The sequence below is a fragment of the Flavobacterium sp. 102 genome, from assembly GCF_003634615.1.
In the GTDB taxonomy this organism is placed as follows: domain Bacteria; phylum Bacteroidota; class Bacteroidia; order Flavobacteriales; family Flavobacteriaceae; genus Flavobacterium.
In genome coordinates this window covers 2277028-2300898 of sequence record NZ_RBKX01000001.1, presented here as the reverse complement: position 1 = coordinate 2300898, position 23871 = coordinate 2277028, and the positions used below count along the sequence as shown (strand labels likewise).

The window sequence follows — 23871 nt, the reverse complement described above, 5'->3', positions numbered from 1 at the left end:
ATGAAAAATAAAATTATATATTTAGTACTATTAACTTTCGCTACTGTGAACACTTATTCACAAGTTGGTAAAACAGAAGTAAAAGGTAATAAGGAGTATGATAAATACGCCTACATTGATGCCATTAAGACTTACGAACGCATTTATGAAAAAGGATATAAATCTCCTGATATGTTACTTAAAATTGGTAACGCCTACTATTTCAATGCTGATTTAGAAAAAGCAAACAAATGGTATAGCGAGCTATACGCAACCAATCCTGATCAAGAAGCGGAATTTTATTATCGCTATGCACAAGCTTTAAGAGCAGTTAAAGACTATCCGAAAGCAGATGCTATGATGGCTAAATTCAATGATAAAAGTGGTAATACACTTAGAGGTCAGAAGTTTGCTAAAGGCAGAGATTATTTAGCAGAAATCAAAAAGAATTCAGGTCGCTATAAAATTGAAGATGCCGGAATCAACTCTAAGTATTCTGATTATGGACCTGCTTACATGGGCACAAAGGTAATTTTTACCTCTGCTCGTGATACCGGAAATTTCTCTAAAAGAATCCACACTTGGACCGGGCAGTACTTTACTAATCTATACAGTTCCGCTTTAGGGGAAGACGGTGGATTAACCGGAGTAGATAAATTTGGTAAAAAAATCAACACCAAATACCATGAAGATACTCCAGCTTTTACCAAAGACGGAAAAACAGTTTATTTCACCAGAAATAACTACTTAGACGGAAGAGGTTTTGATGCTAATAAAGTAACTTTATTAAAAATTTATAAAGCCAACCTTGACGATGAAGGAAAATGGATAAACATTACGCCGTTAAATTTCAACAGCGATAGTTATCAGGCGGCGCATCCTACCCTATCTCCGGATGAAAAAACGTTATACTTTGCTTCAGATATGCCGGGAACTTTCGGACAATCAGATCTTTTTAGAGTAAAAATCAACGAAGATGGAAGTTTGGGAACTCCCGAAAATCTAGGTAAATCAATCAATACCGAAGGTAGAGAAACTTATCCTTTTATTTCCGATGACAATGAATTGTACTTTGCTTCTGATGGCCAACCGGGATTGGGTGGTTTAGATGTATTTGTAACCAGAGTTCCTAAAGACGGTAGCTTAGACTTTAAAGACGCTTTAAACATTGGTGAAGAAGGAAACAGTTCTAAAGATGATTTCGGATTTATTATCAACTCTAAAACAAAACAAGGTTTCGTGAGTTCCAATAGAGATGGCGGACAAGGAAGTGATGATATCTACAAATTTGTAGAAACTCGTCCTATTTTCTGTGACCAAATTCTATTTGGAGTCATTACTGATGAAGATACTAAAGCGGTATTACCAAATACCAAATTGATTCTTATGGATGAAAAATTCAATAAGCTAAAAGAAACCGTTTCTGATGCTGAAGGTAAATATGAATTCTTAGACGTTGAATGTGGTACTAAATACTATGTAAACGCTTCGCTTGAAGATTATGAAACCAAAGAAGTGCCGGTTATCATCGGTTCTGACTCAGGAAAAACAGAGTTAAACATCGAGCTTAAAACCAAAACTTGTCGCGTTAAAATTGGTGACGACTTAGCGGATTGTTTCAAAATTAACATTATCTATTTCGACTTAGACAAATGGAATATCCGTCCGGATGCTGCAGTTGATTTAGCTAAATTATTAGATGTATTGAACCAAAATCCATCTATGAAAATCAATATTCGTTCACATACCGATAGCCGTGCTTCTCATCCTTATAACAAAAAATTATCTGACAGAAGAGCAAAATCTACCAAAGATTGGTTAATCAAAAATGGCATTGCTGCTGATCGTTTAACTTCTGAAGGTCTGGGTGAAACAGAATTGGTTAACAAATGCGCTGATGATGTGAAATGTACAGAAGAAGAGCATCAGCTAAACAGAAGAAGTGAATTTATCATCACAAGTTTATAATTCCTTTAACTTTATAAATATTTTAAAGCACCCTTTTTCGGGTGCTTTTTTTTATATTTGAAACATGAAAATTACCAAACTATTCAACGACTTCTTTGACAGTGAAAAAGCAGGCGGATTTATGCTTATAGGCTGTACCCTACTTTCTTTATTATTAACCAATTCCATTTGGAGTGAAGAATACCTGAGTATTTGGCATATGCAAATTGGAAGTCATTCCTTTGAGCATTGGATTAATGACGGTCTAATGACCATTTTCTTTTTGCTGATTGGGTTAGAATTGGAAAGAGAAATTTATGCCGGTGAACTCTCTAATCTCAAAAACGCCTTACTTCCAATATTCGCAGCAATAGGCGGAATGATCGTTCCAGCCGGATTGTATTTATTCTTAAACTATGGAACCGATACCCAATCGGGAGCCGGAATTCCAATGGCGACAGATATTGCTTTTGCGTTGGGGATTTTGTCGTTATTAGGAAAAAAAGTACCGATTTCACTAAAAATATTTTTAACTGCATTGGCCGTTATCGATGATTTAGGTGCCATTTTAATCATCGCCATTTTCTACACCAAAGATTTAGTTTGGAGCAATTTACTAATCTCTTTAGGTATTTTTGCAATCTTACTAGTAATGAACAGACTGAAAGTACGCAACCTTATTCCCTATTTACTCTTAGGTGTGGTGATGTGGTATTTTATGTTGAATTCAGGTGTGCATGCTACCATTACCGGAGTTTTATTGGCTTTTGCTATTCCTTTTGGAAACGGAAACAAAAAATCAACTTCCTATATTTTACAACATTTTCTGCATAAACCTGTAGCCTTTTTAATCTTACCCTTGTTCGCTTTAGCCAATACTGCAATTATCTTAAATTCCGATTGGCACTATGCTTTAAGCCATAATTATACCTTGGGCATTGCGCTAGGATTAATTGTTGGAAAACCGGTTGGTATATGGTTGTTTAGCTTTTTGGCGGTAAAATTAAAGTTTAGCCAACTTCCTGAAGACTTGAATTGGAAATCTATTTTTGGAGTTAGCTTTCTGGGCGGAATTGGTTTCACCATGTCCATTTTTATTACACTACTCGCCTTTTCCGACGGTGAACACATTGACAATTCCAAAATCATGATTCTGGTTTCGTCTTTAATTGCAGGAATAATTGGATTGGTCTATCTCAAAATAAATCTCAAAAAACAAAAATCAAAACACTAATACCATTTCTTCTTTTTGAAATAATAAATCATTCCCAGTAACAAAAAGAACATGAATCCAACTATATAGAAATAACCGTATTTCCAATGCAGTTCCGGCATGTTATCGAAGTTCATTCCGTAAACACCGACAATAAAGGTCAAAGGCATAAAGAACACCGAAACCACAGTTAAAGTTTTCATCACTTGGTTCAGCTTTTGATTTTGGGTCGAAAAGTAAAAACTGGAAGCACTTTCCAGTGAAGTCAAATCGTATTCAATTTGTTCCAAAAGCTCTAAACACTTTTGATGCAACCTTGAAAAGAAACTGTAATTTTCAGTCTCAATCGCATTGAAAACATTATCATCTTTCATGCTTTTGATTGAATACAACGAATCACGCAGCGGAATAATAGACCGTTTCAGAAAATTAAAATTATCGCGATGCTTTTCAATTTGTTCCAAAATCTCGGGATTAGTACTGGTTTTTGAAATGTCTATCAACGCTTCTACTCTGTCTTCCTCATTTTCAATTGTAATGTAGAAGTTTTCCATAATAGCATCTAATAACAAATACAGAAGATAATCTGCTTTTTTATCTCTAACAATACCCGAATGGGTTCTGATACGTTCGCGAATGTGAGTAAAAAAATCGCTTCGCTTTTCCTGAAACGAAACCAAAACACCATTCTTCAACAAAAAACTAACTTGCTCTACACTAATGTTGTCACTATTTTCAACAGGCAACATCGATTTGATATTGAAAAACAAAATGTCATGATATTCATCAAGTTTGGTTCGCTTGGTTGTATTCAAAATATCACCTAACATGAAATTATCCACATTCAGAAAGTCACCAACCGATTTGATAACGTCTGTATTATTCAATCCGTGAATATTAAGCCAGTTCACTTTTGACAATTCGATACATTTCCCCAATTGGCTTTGGGTAAATTCTTTATATTCCGTCAAGTCATCCGTATCATAAACAAACAACTGCATTTCGGTCTTGGTTTCCTTATGAACTCCGGTATAATCCAAAAATGTTGGCTGAACTTTTTTCCCCTTTTTATATTTTATTTTTCTCACGAATTCTAAATTTGTTTAAAATTAAGCATATTTATTTTTTTCAAAGTATTTTTACCAAAAATCATTGTATGCAAACGCTAATCATCAACATCAAAGAATTATTGCAAATTAGAGAAACTAACATCGATAAAGTTTCCGGTAGCGAAATGTCCATTTTGCCTTCGATTAAAGAGGCGTTTCTTTTGATAGAAAATGATACGATTGCGGCTTTTGGGTCAATGAACGATTGTCCCAAAATCAATGCTGATAAAACAATTGATGCGACAGGCAAAATTGTGTTACCAAGTTGGTGTGACAGTCATACCCATATTGTGTACGCCGGAAATCGAGAACAAGAATTCGTAGACAGAATCAACGGCCTGACTTATGAAGAAATTGCCAATCGCGGTGGCGGCATTTTGAATTCGGCCAAAAAACTGAACGAAACATCAGAAGGCGACATTTATAACCAATCCAAAAAACGTTTAGAAGAAGTCATCCAGCAAGGAACAGGCGCGGTCGAAATCAAATCGGGTTACGGTTTGACAGTTGAAGGTGAATTGAAAATGCTTCGTGTCATTAAGAAATTGGCACAAAACTATCCGATTGCTATCAAAGCTACTTTTCTTGGTGCGCACGCTTTTCCATTAGAATACAAAGAAAATCATTCGGCTTATATCGATTTGCTCCTCAACGAAATGTTACCCAAAATTGCTGAAGAAAAACTAGCCGATTACATCGATGCCTTTTTGGAAACGGGTTATTTCTCCGTCGAAGAAACGGAAAGAATTATGGAAGCCGGAAAAAAATTCGGGTTGCGTTCAAAAATACATGTGAACCAATTCACCGCCATCAATGGCATTGCCGCTTGCGTAAAGCATAACGCACTTTCGGTAGATCATCTCGAAATTGTAACTGATGAAGACATTGAAGCTTTAAAAGGCACAGAAACGATAGCCGTTGCTTTACCGAGCTGTTCCTATTTCATCAGTATTCCTTATACTCCTGCAAGAAAAATGATTTCGGCAGGTTTGCCTTTGGCTTTAGCTTCCGATTTTAATCCGGGAACAACACCTTCGGGGAATATGAATTTTGTAGTTGCAACGGCATGTATCAAAATGAAAATGACTCCGGAAGAAGCTATTAATGCAGCAACTATCAATGGTGCTTACGCTATGGGATTGTCATCAACTCATGGAAGTATTACCGTTGGTAAATCGGCCAATTTGATTATCACAAAACCACTTAATTCGTATTATGAATTGCCGTATGCCTTTGGCAGCAATCTAATTGAACAAGTCATCCTCAACGGAAAAGTAATGGTATAAAAAAAGTCCCGATTACTCAGGACTTTCATTTCTATTAATTAATTATCGTTTATCTTAAAGAGAAACTGCTTTTTGAAACCAATTCACCTTTGTCAAATACATTTACAAAGTAAGTCCCTTTAGCAAAATCTTTACCCGGTAATTGCTCTTTTACATCTACCGTTTTGTTTTCGTATTTCACAGTAGTTGTGAAACTGTATGTCAAAGAAACTTCACCAAACGAAATCGTTGCTTTATCTCCTAAAACATTGTTTTTAGCATCAATCACCTGAACATAGTAAACTTTATCTCCTGATTTAGCAATTTTGTTCTCAGCGATGGTAAAGGCAACTTGCAACAAGTCAGCTCTGCTGGCTTTATCTGTTTCAATTTGTTTTCCTGAACTTCTTTGTTTGTAAGCCGCTGTTTTCAAATTAGTAACAGTCAATTTTGAACCTTTTTCAACCGTTTTTGCTAATTCTTCATTTTGTCCTACCAATACTTGATTGTATTTTTTAGAATCTTCCAAAATAACTTTCGTACTGTCTAAATCAGTTGTCAATTCTTGGTTTTGAGCTTTCAAAACTTCTACTTCTTGCATCAGATTCTTCATCTTTTGCTCCATTTGTTTGAATTGGTCTCTGTACTTTCTCAAAGAAGCATTATCACCTTTGGCAGATTTTAATTCGGTCATTAGTTTAACCACTTTATCTCTTTCAGCAATTAATTCATCAGACATAGAAGTGTTTTCAGCTATAGCAGTATCATAAGTAGCTTTTAGTTCAGCCAAATCTTTTAAAACATCTTCTTTTTCAGATTTTGTTTCAACGACTGTTGTTTCCAATGCCTTCGCATCTGAAGTCAATTTGAAAATATAAACCAAACTGCCCACTAATAATATAGCTAAGATTGCTACGATTGCCTTAAGTTTTGAATTACCGTTTTGATTTTCCATAAATTGTAGTTTTAATTTTAACAAAAGTAATAATATAAAGTAATAATAATTATTATAGTAACGTTAAATAAGCAATTAAATTATATTTTTGAGCAAATATTCTTCAAATGGAAAGATTGATTCCTTTCACAATTACCGATTTGGCTAAGGTTACCAACCACAGAAGTGGCGAAGTAAAATTTGGCGAAAAAATGCTGACTATTCCAAAAGGTGAGAATTATGTCGACTTTTTAAAAAGATGCGAAGCCAAATACGTTTTGTTGGGAATTCCCGAAGATGTTGGCGTTCGTGCCAATTTTGGTCGTCCCGGAGCGGCTTCGGCTTGGCAAAGCGCGATTAGCAGTATTGCTAACATTCAGCACAATCGTTTTTGCAAAGGAAGCCAAATTGTAGTATTGGGCAAACTAGATGCATCAGCAGAAATGGAAGAAGCTAAAGATCTTGACTTTCATATAACCGCCGATAGAAAATTACTAAGTACACTCGTTGAAAGAATTGATAAAGAAGTGGTGCATCTTGTAACTACCATTATCAAATGTGGTAAAACGCCAATTATCATTGGTGGCGGACACAACAATGCTTACGGAAATATTAAAGGAACTGCATTAGGATTGGGCAAACCCATCAATGCTATCAATTTTGATGCCCATTCCGATTTCAGAATTTTAGAAGGAAGACACAGCGGCAACGGCTTTTCTTATGCGTATGAAGAAGGCTTTTTGAAGAAATACTTCATCTTTGGTTTGCACGAAAATTACACTTCAAAAAACGTGATTGATATTTTAAAAAAAATGGAAGACCGCGTGAACTACAATACTTATGACGAGATCAAAGTACGCCAACTAAAAAACTTCCAACAAGAGTTAAACACGGCGTATGATTTCATCAAAAACGATGCTTACGGCATTGAAATTGATTTAGACTCTTTACCCAATATTGCCAGTAGCGCTATGACCATGAGCGGTTTTTCGATTGAAGAATTACGCCAATTTGTTTCTTTCTTTGGAAAAAACAAAAATGCGAGTTATATCCATATTTGCGAAGGTGCACCAGATTTGGGCGAAGAAAAAAACAACCATCTTATCGGGAAATTGATTGGTTATTTGGTAACTGATTTTATTAAGTCGAGAAAAGAACTTATTTGAGTTAATGAATTATAAATTATGAGTTATGAATTCAGAAAACAACTCCTAACTCATAACTCATAACTCATAACTTATAAAATGCTATCTTTGCGGCGGTTTACACTTAATCGTAATCCTAATTTATGTTATTCGAAGATTTATCATTATCCAATAGTATCCAAAGAGCAGTCTTTGAAGAAGGATATACAAGCCCTACGCCTATTCAAGAAAAAGCAATTCCTTTTATTTTAGCGGGAAAAGATTTGGTAGGTTGTGCCCAAACCGGCACAGGGAAAACAGCTGCTTTTGCGATTCCAATTATACACAACCTACACAGAATGGTAGGTTCGTCCAAAAAAACAAAACAAATTCGTTGCCTGGTTGTGACGCCAACACGTGAATTAGCCGTACAAATCGGCGAAAGTTTTGATACTTATGGAAAATACACCAATTTGAGACAACTAACCATTTTTGGTGGTGTTTCTCAAGTACCGCAAGTGGACCAATTGAAAAAAGGCGTTGATATTTTAATTGCTACTCCGGGAAGATTATTGGACTTACACAAACAAGGTTTTATTGATTTTGATCATTTGCATTATTTGGTTTTAGATGAATCCGATTTAATGTTGGACATGGGCTTTATCAATGATGTTAGAAAGATTGTGAAATTAGTTCCAACCAACAGACAAACTTTATTGTTTTCGGCAACGATGCCCATGGCGATTCGTGAATTGGCGGATACTTTTTTAAACAAACCCGAATATGTTTCGGTGACTCCTGTTTCTTCTACGGCGGAAATTATTGAGCAGCAGATTTATTATGTTGACAAATCAGACAAACGTGGTTTACTTTACCATTTGATACGCAATGAAAATTTGAGCAATGTGCTGGTTTTTGTTCGTACCAAACACGGCGCTGACAATGTGGTTAAGGCTTTAAAGAAGCACGGCGTAAATGCTGAGGCAATACACGGAGACAAATCGCAAACCGCTCGTCAAAGGGTTTTGGACAATTTTAAAAACAAAGAAATTACCGTTTTGGTCGCTACTGATATTGCGGCTCGTGGTATTGATATTGAAAGTTTACCGTATGTAATCAACTTTGATTTGCCAAACATTCCGGAAACTTACGTTCACCGAATTGGTAGAACCGGTCGTGCCGGAAATGGCGGAATCTCAATCTCATTCTGCGGAAAAGACGAAGAACCGTATTGGAAAGATATTTTGAAATTGATTAAAGTCAATGTTAAAACCATAAAAGACCATCCGTTTCCATGGAAAGATGAAGAACCAAATCCGGATGCGAAACCTGATTTACGAAATAAAAAGAAACCCGAAGGAACCAATAATAATTCCAGAAAATCGGAAGCTTCTAAGAAAAATAAAAAGCGTTGGTATTAATCAACGCTTTCTTTTTCTCTACTCTTAATGTTATTGGAAATCACCTGGAACAACTTTGAAGGTTCAAATGGTTTGACCATAATATCATTCATTCCGGCTGAAATAGCTTCTTCGGTAACTTCTTGTTTATCGAAAGCTGTCAAAGCTATTACCGGTATAGTAATCCCTTTTTCTCTGATTTTTCGAGTCGTTTCAAAGCCATTAATCAAAGGCATATTGATATCCATCAAAATTAAATCGAATCTTTCTCGTTCCAATGCCACTATTGCCGCGTAACCATCATCCACGATAGTACAACTCATATTACTATTTTGGATAATTTTTTTGGTTACCATCTGGTTGATTTTATTGTCTTCTACAACCAAAATATTATACAAATGCGTATCAGACAAATCAACTTCTATGTTGTTGATAATCTCTCTTGATTTTTCTTCGTCATAGACTAAGCCAATGGTAAAGAAAAAAGTAGTCCCAACATTTTCCTCGCTTTCCAAATGAATTTCACTATCAAAAAGTTGCACCAATCGAGAAACAATTGACAATCCTAGTCCGGTGCCTTGGTAATCTTCTTCTTTGCGTTCTATTTGGACAAACTTATCAAAGATTTTGTCTTGGTGTTCTTTGGCAATTCCGATTCCGGTATCCTTAACTTTGAATTCGATAAAATACTTTTTATCAACCACTTCCTTTAAATCAGCAATAAGTGTAACTTCTCCGTTTTTAGTAAATTTCAAAGCGTTGCTTAGCAGATTCATGATGATTTGAGAAAGTCGAAGTTTATCACCAATTAAAAACTCAGGAATAGCGGTGTCAATTTCAACGCTTAACTTATTATTATTTTTATCCGCTATATATTCCACTGAATTTTTAATGGTTGTAATTTCATCTGTGAGATTGAAAATCAAACTTTCTAAAACCACTCTTTTCTCTTCAATTTTATTAATTTGAAGAATGTCATTCACCAACGATAATAAATATTTGGCAGAAAATTTTAGCGATTTAAGATGTGGACTATTGGCCAATTCCTTATGTTCGTCGGTAATAATATTGGTAATACCAATGACGCCATACAACGGTGTTCTCAATTCATGAGTAATTGTTGATACAAATTGTGATTTGAGTTGGGAAGCTTCTTCGGCTTTTTCTTTGGCAGATTTTAAAGCTTCATTGGCTTGAGTTAATTCTAAATTGGCTTGCTCTCTAAGCTTAATATTTTTATACAAAGTCAATAACAGCAATAATAAAATGATAAGAATTACAATAAAAAGAATAACGATAAGCTTAGAGTCTTTCAGCGTTTTCTGTTGTTGCTCATTTTCTTTTTCAATTTTCCCAAGATGAATCTTGTATTCCTGTAATTCAATTTGAGCAGCAGCCTTTTTCAGGTTGTCCAATTTATCTTTGGAATAGACTATATTATTGAGTGAATTTAGTTTCGTTTGATACAACTGAACATTGGCATCGTCTTTATAAAGTTTATAGTGGCGAACCAGATTTTCGTAAATATTAATCAAAAAAGCGTCGAATTTATTTTTTTCTGCTATGGATTTCGCTGTAAAAAAATGTTGTTCTCCTCTTTCCTTTTCATTGTTATTACTGGCATAAATCCCTAGTAGCAAATGCAATGACATTTTGGCTTCTTCATTGTCTTTACTAAGAATTTGTGCCTTAATGCTATTAATTTGCTCATTTCCTAAATCATATTTTTTAATAGCAAAATAAGCGCTGGCTAAATTTAGTTTGGTGTACTCAATTTGATCTGTATCTTTAATTTTAACAGCATAATAAAGTGATTTTTTGTAGTAATTAATACCTTTGTTAACATCAATATTACTGAAGTAATACACACTTCCTAAATTACCGTAAATCCAATTGAAGAGCTTATCGTTGTTCAGTTTCTTGGCATACACTAAAGCTTTATTGTAGAACTCAATAGCTTTCGCAGTTTCTGAACATTCATTAAAGATAGCACCAATGGTATTGTAGGATTGTGCAATTAACAAATCATCATTAATTGCAAAGGCCTTAACCAAAGCTAGTTTTGAAAATTCGAGTGCTTTGTCATAATTCGCATCACTAAAATCAACAACCGCTTGATTGAGGTGTTTTTTTATTACTTCTTTCTCCGCATTATTATCATGCGAATAAACGTTGGTTAAAGTAAGAAGTAAAAATAAAAGTAAACTATTGAGTTTAATCTTATTCATTGGGTTAGTTAGAAGAGTCAAATATAAAGTTTTTTTCAAAAAAAAATCCTGATTGCTCAGGATTTTCTAGGTTTATCGTTAATTTCTAATCAACTTTCTATATTTGATTCGTTTTGGTGTAACATCAGTACCTAAACGCTTCTTTTTGTTCTCTTCATATTCTGAGAAACCACCTTCAAAATAATATACTTCTGAATCTCCTTCAAAAGCTAAGATGTGTGTACAAATTCTGTCCAAGAACCATCTGTCGTGACTGATTACTACAGCGCAACCGGCAAAATTCTCCAAACCTTCTTCCAGCGCCCGAAGCGTATTGATGTCCAAATCATTCGTTGGCTCATCTAATAGCAACACGTTTCCCTCTTCTTTTAAGGTCATGGCCAAATGCAAACGGTTACGTTCACCACCTGATAAGGCGGCTACTTTCTTATTTTGATCGCTTCCGCCAAAGTTGAAACGAGATAAATAAGCTCTCGAATTTACTTGTCTTCCGCCCATCATGATTAATTCTTGTCCGTCACAGAAGTTTTCCCAAATTGATTTATTCACATCAATATTCGAATGCGCTTGATCAACGTAAGCTATCTTAACGGTATCGCCGACTAAAAACTCTCCTGAATCCACTTTTTCTTCGCCCATAATCATACGGAAGATAGTTGATTTACCGGCACCATTTGGCCCAATAATTCCAACAATTCCGGCTTGTGGCAAAGTAAAGTTCAAATTATCGTATAATAATTTGTCTCCAAAAGCTTTGGCTACACCTTTCGCTTCAATCACGTTGGTTCCTAACCTCGGACCATTTGGAATGTAGATTTCTAATTTCTCGTCGAGTTCTTTTTGGTCTTCGTTTAAAAGTTTGTCATAGTTCTGCAAACGCGCTTTTTGTTTGGTCTGACGACCTTTAGCACCTTGACGAACCCAATCCAACTCACGCTCAAGTGTTTTTCTGCGTTTGGAAGCTACTTTTTCTTCTTGTTCCATACGTTTAGATTTTTGATCTAACCAAGAAGAATAGTTTCCTTTCCAAGGAATACCTTCACCTCTATCCAGTTCCAAAATCCAGCCGGCTACATTATCTAAGAAATACCTGTCGTGCGTTACTGCGATTACAGTTCCGGCATATTGTGCTAAATGTTGCTCTAACCAAAGAACGCTTTCTGCATCCAAGTGGTTGGTTGGCTCATCTAATAATAACACGTCAGGTTGTTGCAATAATAAACGACATAAAGCCACACGGCGTTTCTCCCCGCCTGATAAATGTTTGATTGGTGTATCACTTTCAGGAGTGCGTAACGCATCCATAGCAACTTCTAATTTGTTGTCGATTTCCCAAGCACCGGCAGCGTCAATTTTGTCCTGAAGATCCGCTTGTCTGTCCATCAGTTTTTGCATCTTATCGGCATCTTCATACACTTCCGGCAAACCAAACATATCGTTGATTTTGTTGAATTCGTCTAAGATTGCCATCGTTTCAGCTACGCCTTCGCGAACGACTTCGATAACGGTTTTGGTATCGTCTAATTGTGGTTCTTGCTCTAAATAACCTACGGTATAACCCGGTTGAAAGACAACATCCCCTTGGTAGTTTTTATCTACTCCGGCAATGATTTTTAACAACGAAGATTTTCCCGAACCATTAAGACCTAGAATACCGATTTTGGCACCATAGAAAAAACTCAAATAGATGTTTTTTAATACTTGTTTATCACTTCCTTGATATGATTTACTCAAACGTTGCATTGAGAAAATCACTTTCTTATCATCTGACATATTTTTATTAATTAGATTGTTAGAATATTAGATTTTTGGATTATTAGATTTATACTCTTCCTTTGAGTGAACTGAATACCCAAGCATTGGCTAAAAAACCAACACCTACAGCCCCAAATCCCCAACCGGCTGTATCATCATAACGAAATGCGCCTAAAGCAATTAGTAACAATCCCATAATTATCATTATAAAAGTGGCCCAGCCTAAGACTGTATTTTTATTCATTGCCATATCTGTGGTGTTTATTTTTAGGAGAGCAAATTTAGTGAAAAGTTATGAATTATCAGTTAAAAGGGATTAGGGAAAAGGGATAAGAAAAGTAAACCGCAAAATTACTTTATAATAGCAAATCATGCTTTTCCCTTATCCCTTTTTCCTTTTGACTAATTACCTTTGTAAATTACACCTTCTTTCATTACAAAAATCACCTTCAACACCGTATTGACATCTTGTGTTGGGTCAAGTTCAGTTGCAATAATATCGGCTAGAAAACCCGGTTCTATACTACCGATTTGCTTGTCCATATCCAATAAAAATGCATTGGTAATCGTTGCCGATTGAATGGCTTTCATTATTGGCATTCCGGCTTCAACCATGTAAATAAATTCTTTGGCATTTAGCCCGTGTTCAAAAACACCTGCATCGGTACCAAAAGCGATGGGCACGCCTCTTTTATATGCCTTACCAAAGGTTGCTTGGATTTTTGGTCCAATGGCTAAAGCTTTAGGAACTATAATAGCCGGATAATAATCAGCTTTCAAAGCATTTTCAGCTACTGTTTTTCCTGCTGTTATAGTTGGTACTAAATAGGCGTTGTTTTTTATCATTAAATCCATAGTGACTTCGCTCATTTCCGTACCATGCTCTATAGTTTTTACACCGGCTCTTACTGCACGTTGCATTCCTTCATCACCATGGGCATGAGCCGCTACTTTCATATTATAGTCTTTGGCTGTACTGACTATTGCAGCAATTTCTTCTTCAGTAAATTGCGGATTCGAACCGCTCTTGGCCATACTTAAAACACCTCCTGTAGCTGTAATTTTAATCCAATCGGCACCATTTTTATAACGTTGACGAACGGCTTGCTTGGCATCTTCAACACTATTCACCACACCTTCTTTTGGACCGGGATTGCCCATCAAATCTTTTCGGTAGCCACTGGTTGGATCAGCATGTCCACCGGTTGAAGCCAAAGATTTTTCGGCAGTAAATACTCTTGGCCCAACTATTTTACCGCTTCTGATTGCATTTCTCAAAGACACATTGACACCGCTTCCGCCTAAATCCCTAACCGTTGTGAATCCAGCCATTAGTGTAATTTTAGCAAGCACTTCAGCATTGTAAGCTACATCGGCCTCATTAAGAGTGAATTCTTCCAAATAAGCCGTTGGACTGGTTTCGCTTTCTAAATGCACATGCATATCAATCCATCCCGGCATTACCGTTTTACTTTTCAAATCGATAACTTTTATAGTTGAATCTGTTGTATTCAAAAAACCATCATCAATACTTTTAATACTTTTTCCTGAAACGACAATCGTTTTATTCGTTAACACCTTACCGTTTCGAGTATCGATAAGTTTGCCACAATGGATATAAGTTTCTTGGGAAAATAAAATGGGAGTAATTAAAAATGACGCAAAGAGTAATAATTTTTTCATCAGAATAATATTAGACTGATAAAGATAGTAATTTTTAAAAGATGCAATCTACCTGAATATACTGGTGAGCATTTCTTTATACAAATCAGCATCCTCAAGATTGGCAGCGCCAACGCCTTTTCCCTTGACATCAATATCGCGTAAAGTAGCCACAATGCCGCTTACTTTTCGCATAGGATAATTCTTGGCAGCACCAATGTAATCATTAACAAAATAGGGATTGACTTTCAATATTTTTGCTACATTAGAAGGTGATTTATCTTTTAAACCGTGGTATTGTAATAAAGAAGAGAAAAAAGAAAACACCTGAGCATTTACAACAACCATAGGATTATCCTTTTGGTTTTGGGCAAAATAATGGGCTATCTGATACGCTTTTAATTGATTACCTTCCCCAATAGCTTTTCGAAATTCGAATACATTGAAATCTTTGCTAAAGCCAATATTTTCTTCAATATGATGTGGTGTAATCGCACTGCCTTTTGGCAAAATAATTTCAAGCTTGGTTAATTCATTAGCAATTCTGCTTAAATCATTGCCTAAAAACGCGACCAACATCGCATTCGCTTTGGGTTCAATGGTATAACCTTTACCTTGTAAAACACGTGTAATCCATTGACCTACTTGGTTTTCATACATTTTTTTGCTCTCATAAACTAAGCCGTGTTTGTCTAAAGTCTTGGTGATTTTTTTGCGTTTGTCGAGAGTTTTGTATTTATAAGCCATTACCAAAACCGTCGTAGGTTGTGGATTTTCAGCATAAGATTCTAGTTTGTCAATGGTTTTGGCCAAATCTTGTGCTTCCTTTACAATCACGACTTGACGTTCCGCCATCATCGGATAGCGTTTGGCATTGGAAACAATATCATCAATGGTTGTATCACGACCGTATAATACCATTTGGTTAAAGCCTTTCTCCTCTTCGGTTAAAAGATTGTGCTCCAAATATTCGGTAATTCTATCGATATAATAAGGCTCTTCTCCCATCAAAAAATAGATAGGTTTTACTTTTCCGGCTTTTATATCGTTGATAATTTTTAGTACTTCGTCCATTGTGTTATTTTGATAAAAGATGACCAACAGATAATTGACGGATAGATAAAAGACTGTTTGGCTAGTCTATCGTCTTTGGTCTCTTTGTCTATTGTCTAAATTTATATATTTGCTATATGCAAAACCTCAACTTTCCTGCTTATTCGTTTCGCTTCAAAAATAGTGAAAATAAAGTGTCCATTTTTGATGATATCAGGAAAAAGTTTATCATCCTCACACCCGAAGAATGGGTTCGCCAGCACACCGTTCAGTTTTTATTACAAGAGAAAAATTATCCGAAATCATACCTCAACGTTGAAAAATTAATCAAAATCAATGATATAAACAAACGCTATGATATAGTTGTTTTTCAACCTAATGGTGAAATTTTTTTACTAATTGAATGCAAAGCACCAGAGGTTAACATCACTCAAAATACCTTTGATCAAATTGCGCGTTACAACCTCAAACTCAATGCAAAATACTTGATGGTAACCAACGGACTAAATCATTACTTTTGTCAAATGGACTTTGAGAAAGAGCAATATGTTTTTTTGAAAGAGTTGCCTGATTTTAAATAAGAGACGAATAGACCAGAGATGAAAGACAAAAGAATAGCTGTAGTCATATTGAACTGGAATGGAGCCCAATTGCTGGAGCAATTCTTGCCTTCAATAGTAGCTTTTTCTAATGAAGCCAAAATATATGTCGCCGACAATGCTTCAACTGATAATTCAATTGAAGTGATTAAAACACAATTTCCTCAAGTTTCTATCATTCAAAACGAAGATAATTTTGGCTTTGCCAATGGCTATAATGTGGCTTTAGAACAAGTAGAAGAAGACTATTATGCCTTAGTCAATTCAGATATCGAAGTCACTGAAAATTGGCTCGCTCCTATTTTAACTATCTTTGATAATGAACCTAATACCGGCATCATTCAGCCTAAAATTTTAGATTACAAAAACAAAGCATATTTTGAATATGCGGGAGCTGCCGGAGGTTTTGTAGACCAATTTGGTTATCCTTATTGCCGTGGTCGTATTTTTGAAACCATCGAAAAAGACAACGGTCAATACGATGACGAAAGAGACATTTTTTGGGCTAGCGGTGCATGTTTGTTTATTCGAAAAGACATTTACCGAACCTTAAACGGTTTTGACGGTGATTTCTTTGCGCATCAGGAAGAAATTGATTTGTGTTGGCGCGCTTTCAATTTGGGTTTTAAAGCCAAATACACTTCGAAGTCTGTGGTTTATCATGTTGGTGGCGCGACTTTAAACGAAAGCAATCCGAGAAAAACATTCTTGAACTTCAGAAACTCCTTAATGATGTTGACCAAAAATTTACCTCAAAACAAACTGTTTTCCATCATTTTCACCCGGCTTTGTTTGGATGGTTTGGCCGGAATCCAATTTATTTTAAAAGGAAAATTTATTCATTGTTGGGCCATCATCAAAGCACATTTTGAATTTTATCATTTGATAAACAGAAACTTAAAAAAGCGCAGTAAAACAAATTCCGAAAACTACTATCAAACCAAGAGTATTGTTTACAAGTATTTTATCAAGAGCGGCACCGTTTTTGAGAAATGATTTTAACAAGAGTTTATCATTCCCTAAAACTCTTCACATTTAAAATAATCGTATTTTTGTTAAAATTTTAATCAAAACACCTATGAAAAAAGTAATTTTTGCCCTTTCATTAGCTGCCTTAACGTTGACTTCGTGTGGAACTAAGAAAAAAATTGCTGCACTAGAAGCACAAAATAAGGAATGTCAAGACTTATTAAATTCAACAACCGTTAAATTGAACATGTGTCTTTCTGAAAAAGACGCTTTGTCAAAACAAAATGATTATCTGAAACAAAACAACTCAGATTTAATCAATAATTCAAAAGAGTTGACCATGTTGACTTCAAAAGGTGCACAAAACCTAGAGAAATCGCTTGAAAGTTTAAGAGAAAAAGACCTTAAAATTACCCGTTTACAAGACGCATTGACCAGAAAAGACAGCGTTACCTTGGCATTGGTTACCAGCTTGAAAAGTTCGGTAGGTATTTCTGATCCGGATATTGAAGTAAACGTAGAAAAAGGAGTGGTTTTCATTTCTATCGCAGACAAATTATTATTCAAAAGCGGAAGCTATGTAGTAAGCGACAGAGCTAAAGAAGTCTTAGCCAAAGTAGCTAAAGTAATCAATGACAAGCCAACGTTCGAATGTATGGTTGAAGGTCACACCGATAACGTTCCGTTTACAGGAAATGCCGTTTTGCTTGACAACTGGGATTTGAGTGTGAAACGTTCAACCGCCATCATCAGAGTTTTAACTAAAGAATTGGGTGTAAAACCTTCTCAGTTAATTGCTGCCGGTCGTGGAGAATACATTCCGTTGGTAGACAATACTTCGGCTGACAATCGTTCTAAAAACAGAAGAACGCGTATTGTAGTACTTCCTAAAATTGATGAGTTCTATGATATGATTGAGAAAGAAATGAAGAATCAGAAAAAATAGTGTTCCGTATTCAGTGAACAGTGTTCAGATAAAAAAACGTCCCGAGAAATCGAGACGTTTTTTATTTATAGGGTTACTGAAAACTGAGACTGAATACTAAAAGATATCAGGATTACCTTTGCCTTCACGAAGTACAACCGGTTCATATCCTGACAAATCAATTATGGTAGAACCAACGTTATCTCCATAACCACCATCAATAACCATATCTACTCTGTTTTGCCATTTCTCAAAAATCAGTTCCGGATCAGTAGAATATTCTAATACTTCATCATCATCATGAATCGAGGTCGAAACAATTGGATTGCCCAGCATTTTTACAATCTCTAAAGCGATATTATTGTCGGGAACACGAATACCAACAGTTTTCTTTTTTCGAAATTCTCTGGGTAAATCATTATTTCCCGGTAAAATAAAGGTATAAGGTCCGGGAAGTGCTCTTTTAAGGATTTTAAAAGTCGAAGTATCAATCTGCTTTACATAATCTGATAAATTGCTTAAATCACTGCAAACGAAAGAGAAATTGGCTTTCTCCAATTTAATCCCTTTTATTTTGGCAATGCGTTCCAAAGCTTTTGTATTGGTAATATCACAACCCAAACCATAAACGGTATCAGTTGGATAAATCACTAAACCTCCATTGCGCAAAACCTCAACCACTTTTTTGATAGCGGCTTCGTTGGGTTTGTCTTCGTAAATTTTAATGAATTCGGCCATTTTTTTATGCTTTAAGCCTTAAGCTTTATGCTATAGGCATTAAATTATTTACACTAATTGCTTATGGCTTATTGCCTAAAGCTTACTGCTATCCAATCACATCTAGTTTCGCAAACCGCAGCAACAACTTCTTAATGCCGCCCACTTCAAACTTGATTTCCGCTTTTCTGTCGGCACCAATACCTTCTAAGTTTACAATTTCACCTTTACCAAAACGTTCGTGCATTACTTTGTTGCCAATGGTCAATTTGCTGTCGAATAAATTGGGATTGCTTGGTGCATTGCTTGATACAGGTTTCAATTTACGAATATTTACTGAAGAAGAAGTTTCTTCTCCATAAGTTTTTGGTGGCGTTCCGGTTACCGGTTTTGCCAAACGCAATTTCGATTTATCTATATCGCCAAAAATATCCAAATCAATCGTTGGTTTGTAACGATAACCGCCGGTTTCCATCGGATTGATGTATTCTATATATTCATCTTTGATTTCTTCAATAAAACGCGAAGGTTCGGCATCGGTAAGTTTTCCCCAACGGTAACGCGATTGGGCATAAGTCAGATACGCTTGATGTTCGGCACGCGTTAACGCTACATAAAACAAACGGCGTTCTTCTTCGAGTTCGCTGCGTGTATTCATACTCATTGCGCTTGGAAATAAATCCTCTTCCATGCCTACGACAAATACATACGGAAACTCCAAACCTTTTGCCAAGTGAATCGTCATCAAAGCTACTCGGTCGTCATCGCCGGTGTCATTGTCTAAATCAGTAGCCAAAGCTACATCTTCTAAAAATTCAGATAAAGCACCACGAGCGCCGTCAATTTCTCTTTGCCCTTCGATAAAATCTTTGATACCGCCCATTAAAGTTTCGATGTTTTCGATACGAGCAATTCCTTCCGGTGTAGCGTCTTTTTTGAGTTCTTGCACCAAACCGGTTTTTTTGGCCACATGTTCGGTCAACACAAAAGCGTCTTGCTGTTCGTTAATCACTTGAAAACTTTTAATCATCGTGACAAAGTCCTCAATTTTTTGTTTGGTTCCTGAATTGAGTTTTAAATCAATTTTATCAATGTGTTCCATCACTTCAAATATGGAACGTTTGTAATGATTGGCAGCTACAGTCAGTTTTTCTACAGTCGTATCACCAATACCTCTTGCCGGATAATTGATAACGCGTACCAAAGCTTCTTCGTCTTTCGGATTGATAACCAATCTCAAATAACACAAGACGTCTTTGATTTCTTTTCTTTGGTAGAAAGACAAACCGCCATAAATTCGGTACGGAATATCGCGCTTGCGCAACGCATCTTCCATCGCTCGAGATTGGGCATTGGTTCTGTATAAAATGGCAAACTGTCCGTTCATCATTTGGTTGCGCATTTTTTGCTCGAAGATTTCTCCTGCTACAAAACGGCCTTCTTCACCATCAGTGATACTTCGATGGACTTTTATTTTGGGACCAAAATCGTTCGCTGTCCAAACAATTTTATCCAACTTGGTTTTATTCTTATCAATAATCGAATTGGCGGCTTCCACAATGTTCTTGGTCGAACGATAATTTTGCTCCAAACGATAGGTTTGCACGTTCTCATAATCCTTTTGGAAGTTGAGAATGTTATTGATATTGGCACCACGAAACGCATAAATACTTTGGGCATCATCGCCAACGACACAAATATTCTGAAATCTATCTGATAATGCACGAACAATCAAATACTGCGAATGGTTGGTATCTTGATACTCATCGACCAAAATGTAACGGAATCTGTCTTGGTATTTGGCCAAAACATCCGGAAATCGATTTAAGAGTTCATTGGTTTTTAACAACAAATCATCAAAATCCATCGCGCCACTTTTGTAACAACGCTCTACATATTGTTGATAAATCTCACCCATGCGTGGCTTTTTGCTCATGGCATCGGCTTCCATTAATTCGGGATTGTTGAAATAAGCTTTTACAGTTATCAGCGAATTTTTATAGGAAGAAATTCTACTGTAAACTTGTTTGGGTTTGTAGATGTCTTTGTCCAGTTGGTTTTCCTTGATAATCGCCGAAATCAATCGAACACTATCTTGTGTATCATAAATCGTAAAGTTCGACGGATAACCTAACTTCTCCGCTTCTATTCGCAAAATCTTAGCAAATACCGAGTGAAAAGTTCCCATCCAAAGATTCTTAGCTTCATTGGTTCCCACAATATCCGAAATACGCTTTTTCATTTCGCGTGCGGCTTTGTTGGTAAACGTTAATGCCAAAATATTAAACGCATCGACACCCAAACTCATCAGATACGAAATACGAACGGTCAACACACGCGTTTTTCCAGAACCGGCGCCGGCAATGATAATCATTGGTCCATCCTTTTGGAAAACCGGAGCTTGTTGGGCTTCGTTGAGTTGGGAAATGTATTGTTGCATTTTAAGAAACTAAGTTGCTAAGGTTCTGAGGCACTAAGGTAAAAAATTGTAATGGACAAATTTAGCGTTACTAAACCTGAATTGCAATAAAGATTTAAGGGTATTTCTATTATATTTGTCAACAATTTTTAGTCGATATAACTTATGAATGCAGATAAAATTTTAGAATTGATGATGTACGCCATTCCATCCCTAATTACGGGCGGTGTGGCTTATTATTTATTTAACAGTTATTTCAAAGACCAACAGCATACGCGTCGTTGGTTAGCCCAAAAAGAGAATCAGAAACAAGCTTTGCCTTTGCGTTTGCAAGCTTATGAGCGAATGGCTTTGTTTTTAGAACGCATCAATCCGGCGAAGTTGTTGATTAGAGTTGCGCCGATGAATGATGATAAAGCCGCTTATCAAAATTTGTTGATACACCATATCGAACAAGAATTTGAGCACAATTTAACCCAACAAATTTACATTACCGATGAATGTTGGACCATGGTCATGACCGCCAAAAATACCATCATTCAAAACATCAGAAAAACAACCGCTGATACTTCGGTTACAGATGCAGACAAATTAAGAGAAAAAATACTGAGTAACTTGCTTCAAGATGAAGTCGCTACCAATGTAGCCTTGGCGTTTCTGAAAAGTGAAGTCAGTCAAGTTTTAGGATAACAAAAAAAGCCTTCTCAATTGAGAAGGCTTTTTTTATAGACTAATATTTTTCATTAGTTATCTCTTATTACGTGGGCAACCCCGGTTATAGTGTGTGTTACACCTGCGACTTGACTATCTTGATAGGTTCCGCTAAAAGTCAAATCAATATATTGACCAATAGGGCCTGCCTGATTGAGATTGAATTGAACGGTGTTTGTAGTACCAGAACCAATGTACCCAACGCCATTTCCTTCTATTGAAAACTGAGCTGTTGTATACACACCTGGAATATCGGTATTCCCCCAAATGTATAAACTTCCGTTACCATTGGAAGCGTTAAGATATAAACCATTAGGATTTGTGATATTGCCTTCAGATCCACCGTTTACTTGCTGGATTAAAAAAACCGAAGTACCACCATCAATTTGATAAGAAATAAATTCATCCACTGCGGTACAAGCCTGAAGATTACCAATGTTAGTGATTGGCGCCGTAAAATTATAAGCAATAGAATCTGTTACTTGCAAGTTATCCATATCAAATCCTTTCAAGGTAAATTGTGTATTACTTGGACAATAAATTTCATTGAAACTAAAAGCGCCATTGGTCACCGGCGATACTGAATATCCTCCTGCTCTGCTTAATATTACATAACCATTAGTTACATTGGTATTATTACATTTCAATAAATTACCTACTACCGTTGAACTCAAATTAGTAGGCGAATTGTTAATAACAATATTCGGTAAAGTAGTATTGGCAGTAAATGGACCGATGGAAGTGGTGTAAATAATATTACTAGAATTACAACTGAAATAATCCGGATAAACATTTAAAACTAAAGTTTGATTCGCAGGAATTAATCCTGAAACTTGACCATCAATATCTGTATAACCCATTACCGGCCATGTATTGCCATTGGCAATTAATCCAACGCCAACATTTGAAATTCCGTTGCCATTGCCATCAACTAAAGTGAGTGTTAAAGTAACTGTTGGAAATTGGGCATCACAATTCCACCAAGAGAAATGAGATACTTCGCCGACGTATTTGTTGCCGACTTTTGTGGCTTCACCGTCTTGTTTCCAATAACCTTTTGTTTCATCAAAATGCCATAACGGAATGGTATTCGGCGCAATTGCAATTTGACTGTCATCGATTCGTAAAGTAATTTCAGCCGTGTGACCTTCTTTAATGTTTAATTTTTGTCCGGCACTGCCACGCAATTCTACATTAATCATTCCAAAAGTTTCTAAAATGGCTTGCTCATTGGTTTCGGTTTGTGCGTATAACATACCCGGCATCAACTTACTGATGTTTTCATCAGAGGGTGTTAAATGAAACATCGATACGCTAACCGGACCATTGTAATCTGCACCGTTTTCGTCTTGAAAAGCACCATCAAATACCACTTTGGTTCCCGAATATATAGACACTTCGCTAGTCTGTCCTGATTGGATAGTTTCGAGAGGCGCAAAGGGCAACAACATAATTTTCACATTGTTTTTACCGCTTGTAGGAACCATAGAACGTGAACCGTCAAGGTAGCCGGTTTTTTTAGCGGTGATGTAAGCAAAACGCTGATAGACCTCAGCACCATTGATTATGAAAACACCGTTAACATCGGTCTGTGTCGTTGAAGAACCAATTTTGATGGTTACGCCTTGTATTGGATTATTATCACTATCGACTACTTGTCCTATAAAATCTCGATTGACTGAGTTGCCAAAGTTTTGAGTGAAAGTCTCATCATTCGGACTTGAATTGTTGTTATCATCATTAGACTCACAACTTGAAAACACCACTACAAAAAGCAGTAAACACAGTAGGGAATGGATTTTTTTCATAAAGGATAGGTTTTGTTTACAATGAAGATATAAAAAATCTAGTTTGGTTGCGTC

At 36.1% G+C, this 23871-nt stretch carries 19 protein-coding genes; 9 read left to right on the top strand and 10 right to left on the bottom strand.

What is annotated here, in order from left to right; genetic code table 11:
* Together C8C84_RS09995 and nhaA are read left to right on the top strand one after the other, a co-directional pair.
* Positions 1-1947, top strand: a complete 1947-nt coding sequence (locus C8C84_RS09995) for an OmpA family protein (protein ID WP_121313509.1) — start codon at positions 1-3, stop codon at positions 1945-1947.
* A gap of 64 nt (positions 1948-2011) precedes the next feature.
* On the top strand, positions 2012-3160 hold the full coding sequence (gene nhaA, locus C8C84_RS09990; protein WP_121313508.1) for a Na+/H+ antiporter NhaA: 1149 nt from the start codon (positions 2012-2014) through the stop codon (positions 3158-3160).
* On the opposite strand, the gene corA is transcribed toward nhaA, so the two are convergent.
* Positions 3157-4227 carry a magnesium/cobalt transporter CorA gene (gene corA / locus C8C84_RS09985; protein ID WP_121313507.1) on the bottom strand — a complete coding sequence of 357 codons (1071 nt, stop codon included), beginning with the start codon at positions 4225-4227 and terminating at the stop codon, positions 3157-3159. The two genes, nhaA and corA, sit on opposite strands and share 4 nt — an antisense overlap.
* A gap of 68 nt (positions 4228-4295) precedes the next feature.
* Here corA and hutI point away from each other — a divergent pair, with 68 nt between their 5' ends.
* Positions 4296-5534: an imidazolonepropionase gene (gene hutI, locus C8C84_RS09980; protein ID WP_121313506.1), complete on the top strand. Its 1239-nt coding sequence runs from the start codon at positions 4296-4298 to the stop codon at positions 5532-5534.
* A 49-nt stretch (positions 5535-5583) separates the two neighbouring features.
* Here hutI and C8C84_RS09975 read toward each other — a convergent pair whose 3' ends face one another.
* Positions 5584-6468, bottom strand: a complete 885-nt coding sequence (locus C8C84_RS09975; protein WP_121313505.1) for a hypothetical protein — start codon at positions 6466-6468, stop codon at positions 5584-5586.
* A 107-nt stretch (positions 6469-6575) separates the two neighbouring features.
* On the opposite strand from C8C84_RS09975, the gene C8C84_RS09970 reads away from it, so the two are divergent.
* Complete coding sequence (locus C8C84_RS09970) at positions 6576-7613, top strand: formimidoylglutamase (RefSeq protein ID WP_121313504.1); 1038 nt, start codon at positions 6576-6578, stop codon at positions 7611-7613.
* Between the two features lie 122 nt (positions 7614-7735).
* On the top strand, positions 7736-8992 hold the full coding sequence (locus C8C84_RS09965; RefSeq protein ID WP_121313503.1) for a DEAD/DEAH box helicase: 1257 nt from the start codon (positions 7736-7738) through the stop codon (positions 8990-8992).
* Here the strand turns inward: C8C84_RS09965 and C8C84_RS09960 are convergent.
* The 5 genes from C8C84_RS09960 to holA form a co-directional block, all read right to left on the bottom strand.
* Positions 8989-11199 (bottom strand): response regulator, encoded by a 2211-nt coding sequence (locus tag C8C84_RS09960; protein ID WP_121313502.1) that lies wholly within the window; start codon positions 11197-11199, stop codon positions 8989-8991. The two genes, C8C84_RS09965 and C8C84_RS09960, sit on opposite strands and share 4 nt — an antisense overlap.
* Positions 11200-11277: 78 nt before the next feature.
* Entirely contained in the window at positions 11278-12972 is a 1695-nt protein-coding gene (gene ettA, locus C8C84_RS09955; protein ID WP_121313501.1) for an energy-dependent translational throttle protein EttA, read from the bottom strand.
* Between the two features lie 49 nt (positions 12973-13021).
* The gene (locus tag C8C84_RS09950) at positions 13022-13204 is read right to left on the bottom strand and encodes a CAL67264 family membrane protein (RefSeq protein WP_121313500.1); all 183 of its coding nucleotides are present in this window, start codon (positions 13202-13204) and stop codon (positions 13022-13024) included.
* Between the two features lie 152 nt (positions 13205-13356).
* A complete protein-coding gene (locus C8C84_RS09945) occupies positions 13357-14637 on the bottom strand; it encodes an amidohydrolase family protein (RefSeq protein WP_121313499.1) in 1281 nt (426 codons plus the stop codon).
* Positions 14638-14685: 48 nt separating this feature from the next.
* Complete coding sequence (gene holA / locus C8C84_RS09940; protein ID WP_121313498.1) at positions 14686-15690, bottom strand: DNA polymerase III subunit delta; 1005 nt, start codon at positions 15688-15690, stop codon at positions 14686-14688.
* Positions 15691-15806: 116 nt separating this feature from the next.
* On the opposite strand from holA, the gene C8C84_RS09935 reads away from it, so the two are divergent.
* The 3 genes from C8C84_RS09935 (at position 15807) to C8C84_RS09925 (ending at position 18183) form a co-directional block, all read left to right on the top strand.
* A complete protein-coding gene (locus tag C8C84_RS09935; protein WP_121313497.1) occupies positions 15807-16250 on the top strand; it encodes a type I restriction enzyme HsdR N-terminal domain-containing protein in 444 nt (147 codons plus the stop codon).
* Between the two features lie 18 nt (positions 16251-16268).
* Positions 16269-17264, top strand: coding sequence for a glycosyltransferase family 2 protein (locus tag C8C84_RS09930; protein ID WP_121313496.1), 996 nt, complete (start codon positions 16269-16271; stop codon positions 17262-17264).
* 82 nt (positions 17265-17346) lie between these two features.
* Entirely contained in the window at positions 17347-18183 is an 837-nt protein-coding gene (locus C8C84_RS09925; protein WP_121313495.1) for an OmpA family protein, read from the top strand.
* 96 nt (positions 18184-18279) lie between these two features.
* On the opposite strand, the gene C8C84_RS09920 is transcribed toward C8C84_RS09925, so the two are convergent.
* Positions 18280-18900: an L-threonylcarbamoyladenylate synthase gene (locus C8C84_RS09920; RefSeq protein ID WP_121313494.1), complete on the bottom strand. Its 621-nt coding sequence runs from the start codon at positions 18898-18900 to the stop codon at positions 18280-18282.
* Between the two features lie 88 nt (positions 18901-18988).
* Positions 18989-21319 (bottom strand): ATP-dependent helicase, encoded by a 2331-nt coding sequence (locus C8C84_RS09915; RefSeq protein WP_121313493.1) that lies wholly within the window; start codon positions 21317-21319, stop codon positions 18989-18991.
* A 144-nt stretch (positions 21320-21463) separates the two neighbouring features.
* Here C8C84_RS09915 and C8C84_RS09910 point away from each other — a divergent pair, with 144 nt between their 5' ends.
* Positions 21464-21988, top strand: coding sequence for a hypothetical protein (locus C8C84_RS09910; RefSeq protein ID WP_121313492.1), 525 nt, complete (start codon positions 21464-21466; stop codon positions 21986-21988).
* Between the two features lie 53 nt (positions 21989-22041).
* On the opposite strand, the gene C8C84_RS09905 is transcribed toward C8C84_RS09910, so the two are convergent.
* A complete protein-coding gene (locus C8C84_RS09905) occupies positions 22042-23817 on the bottom strand; it encodes a carboxypeptidase-like regulatory domain-containing protein (RefSeq protein WP_121313491.1) in 1776 nt (591 codons plus the stop codon).
* Positions 23818-23871 lie beyond the last annotated feature (54 nt).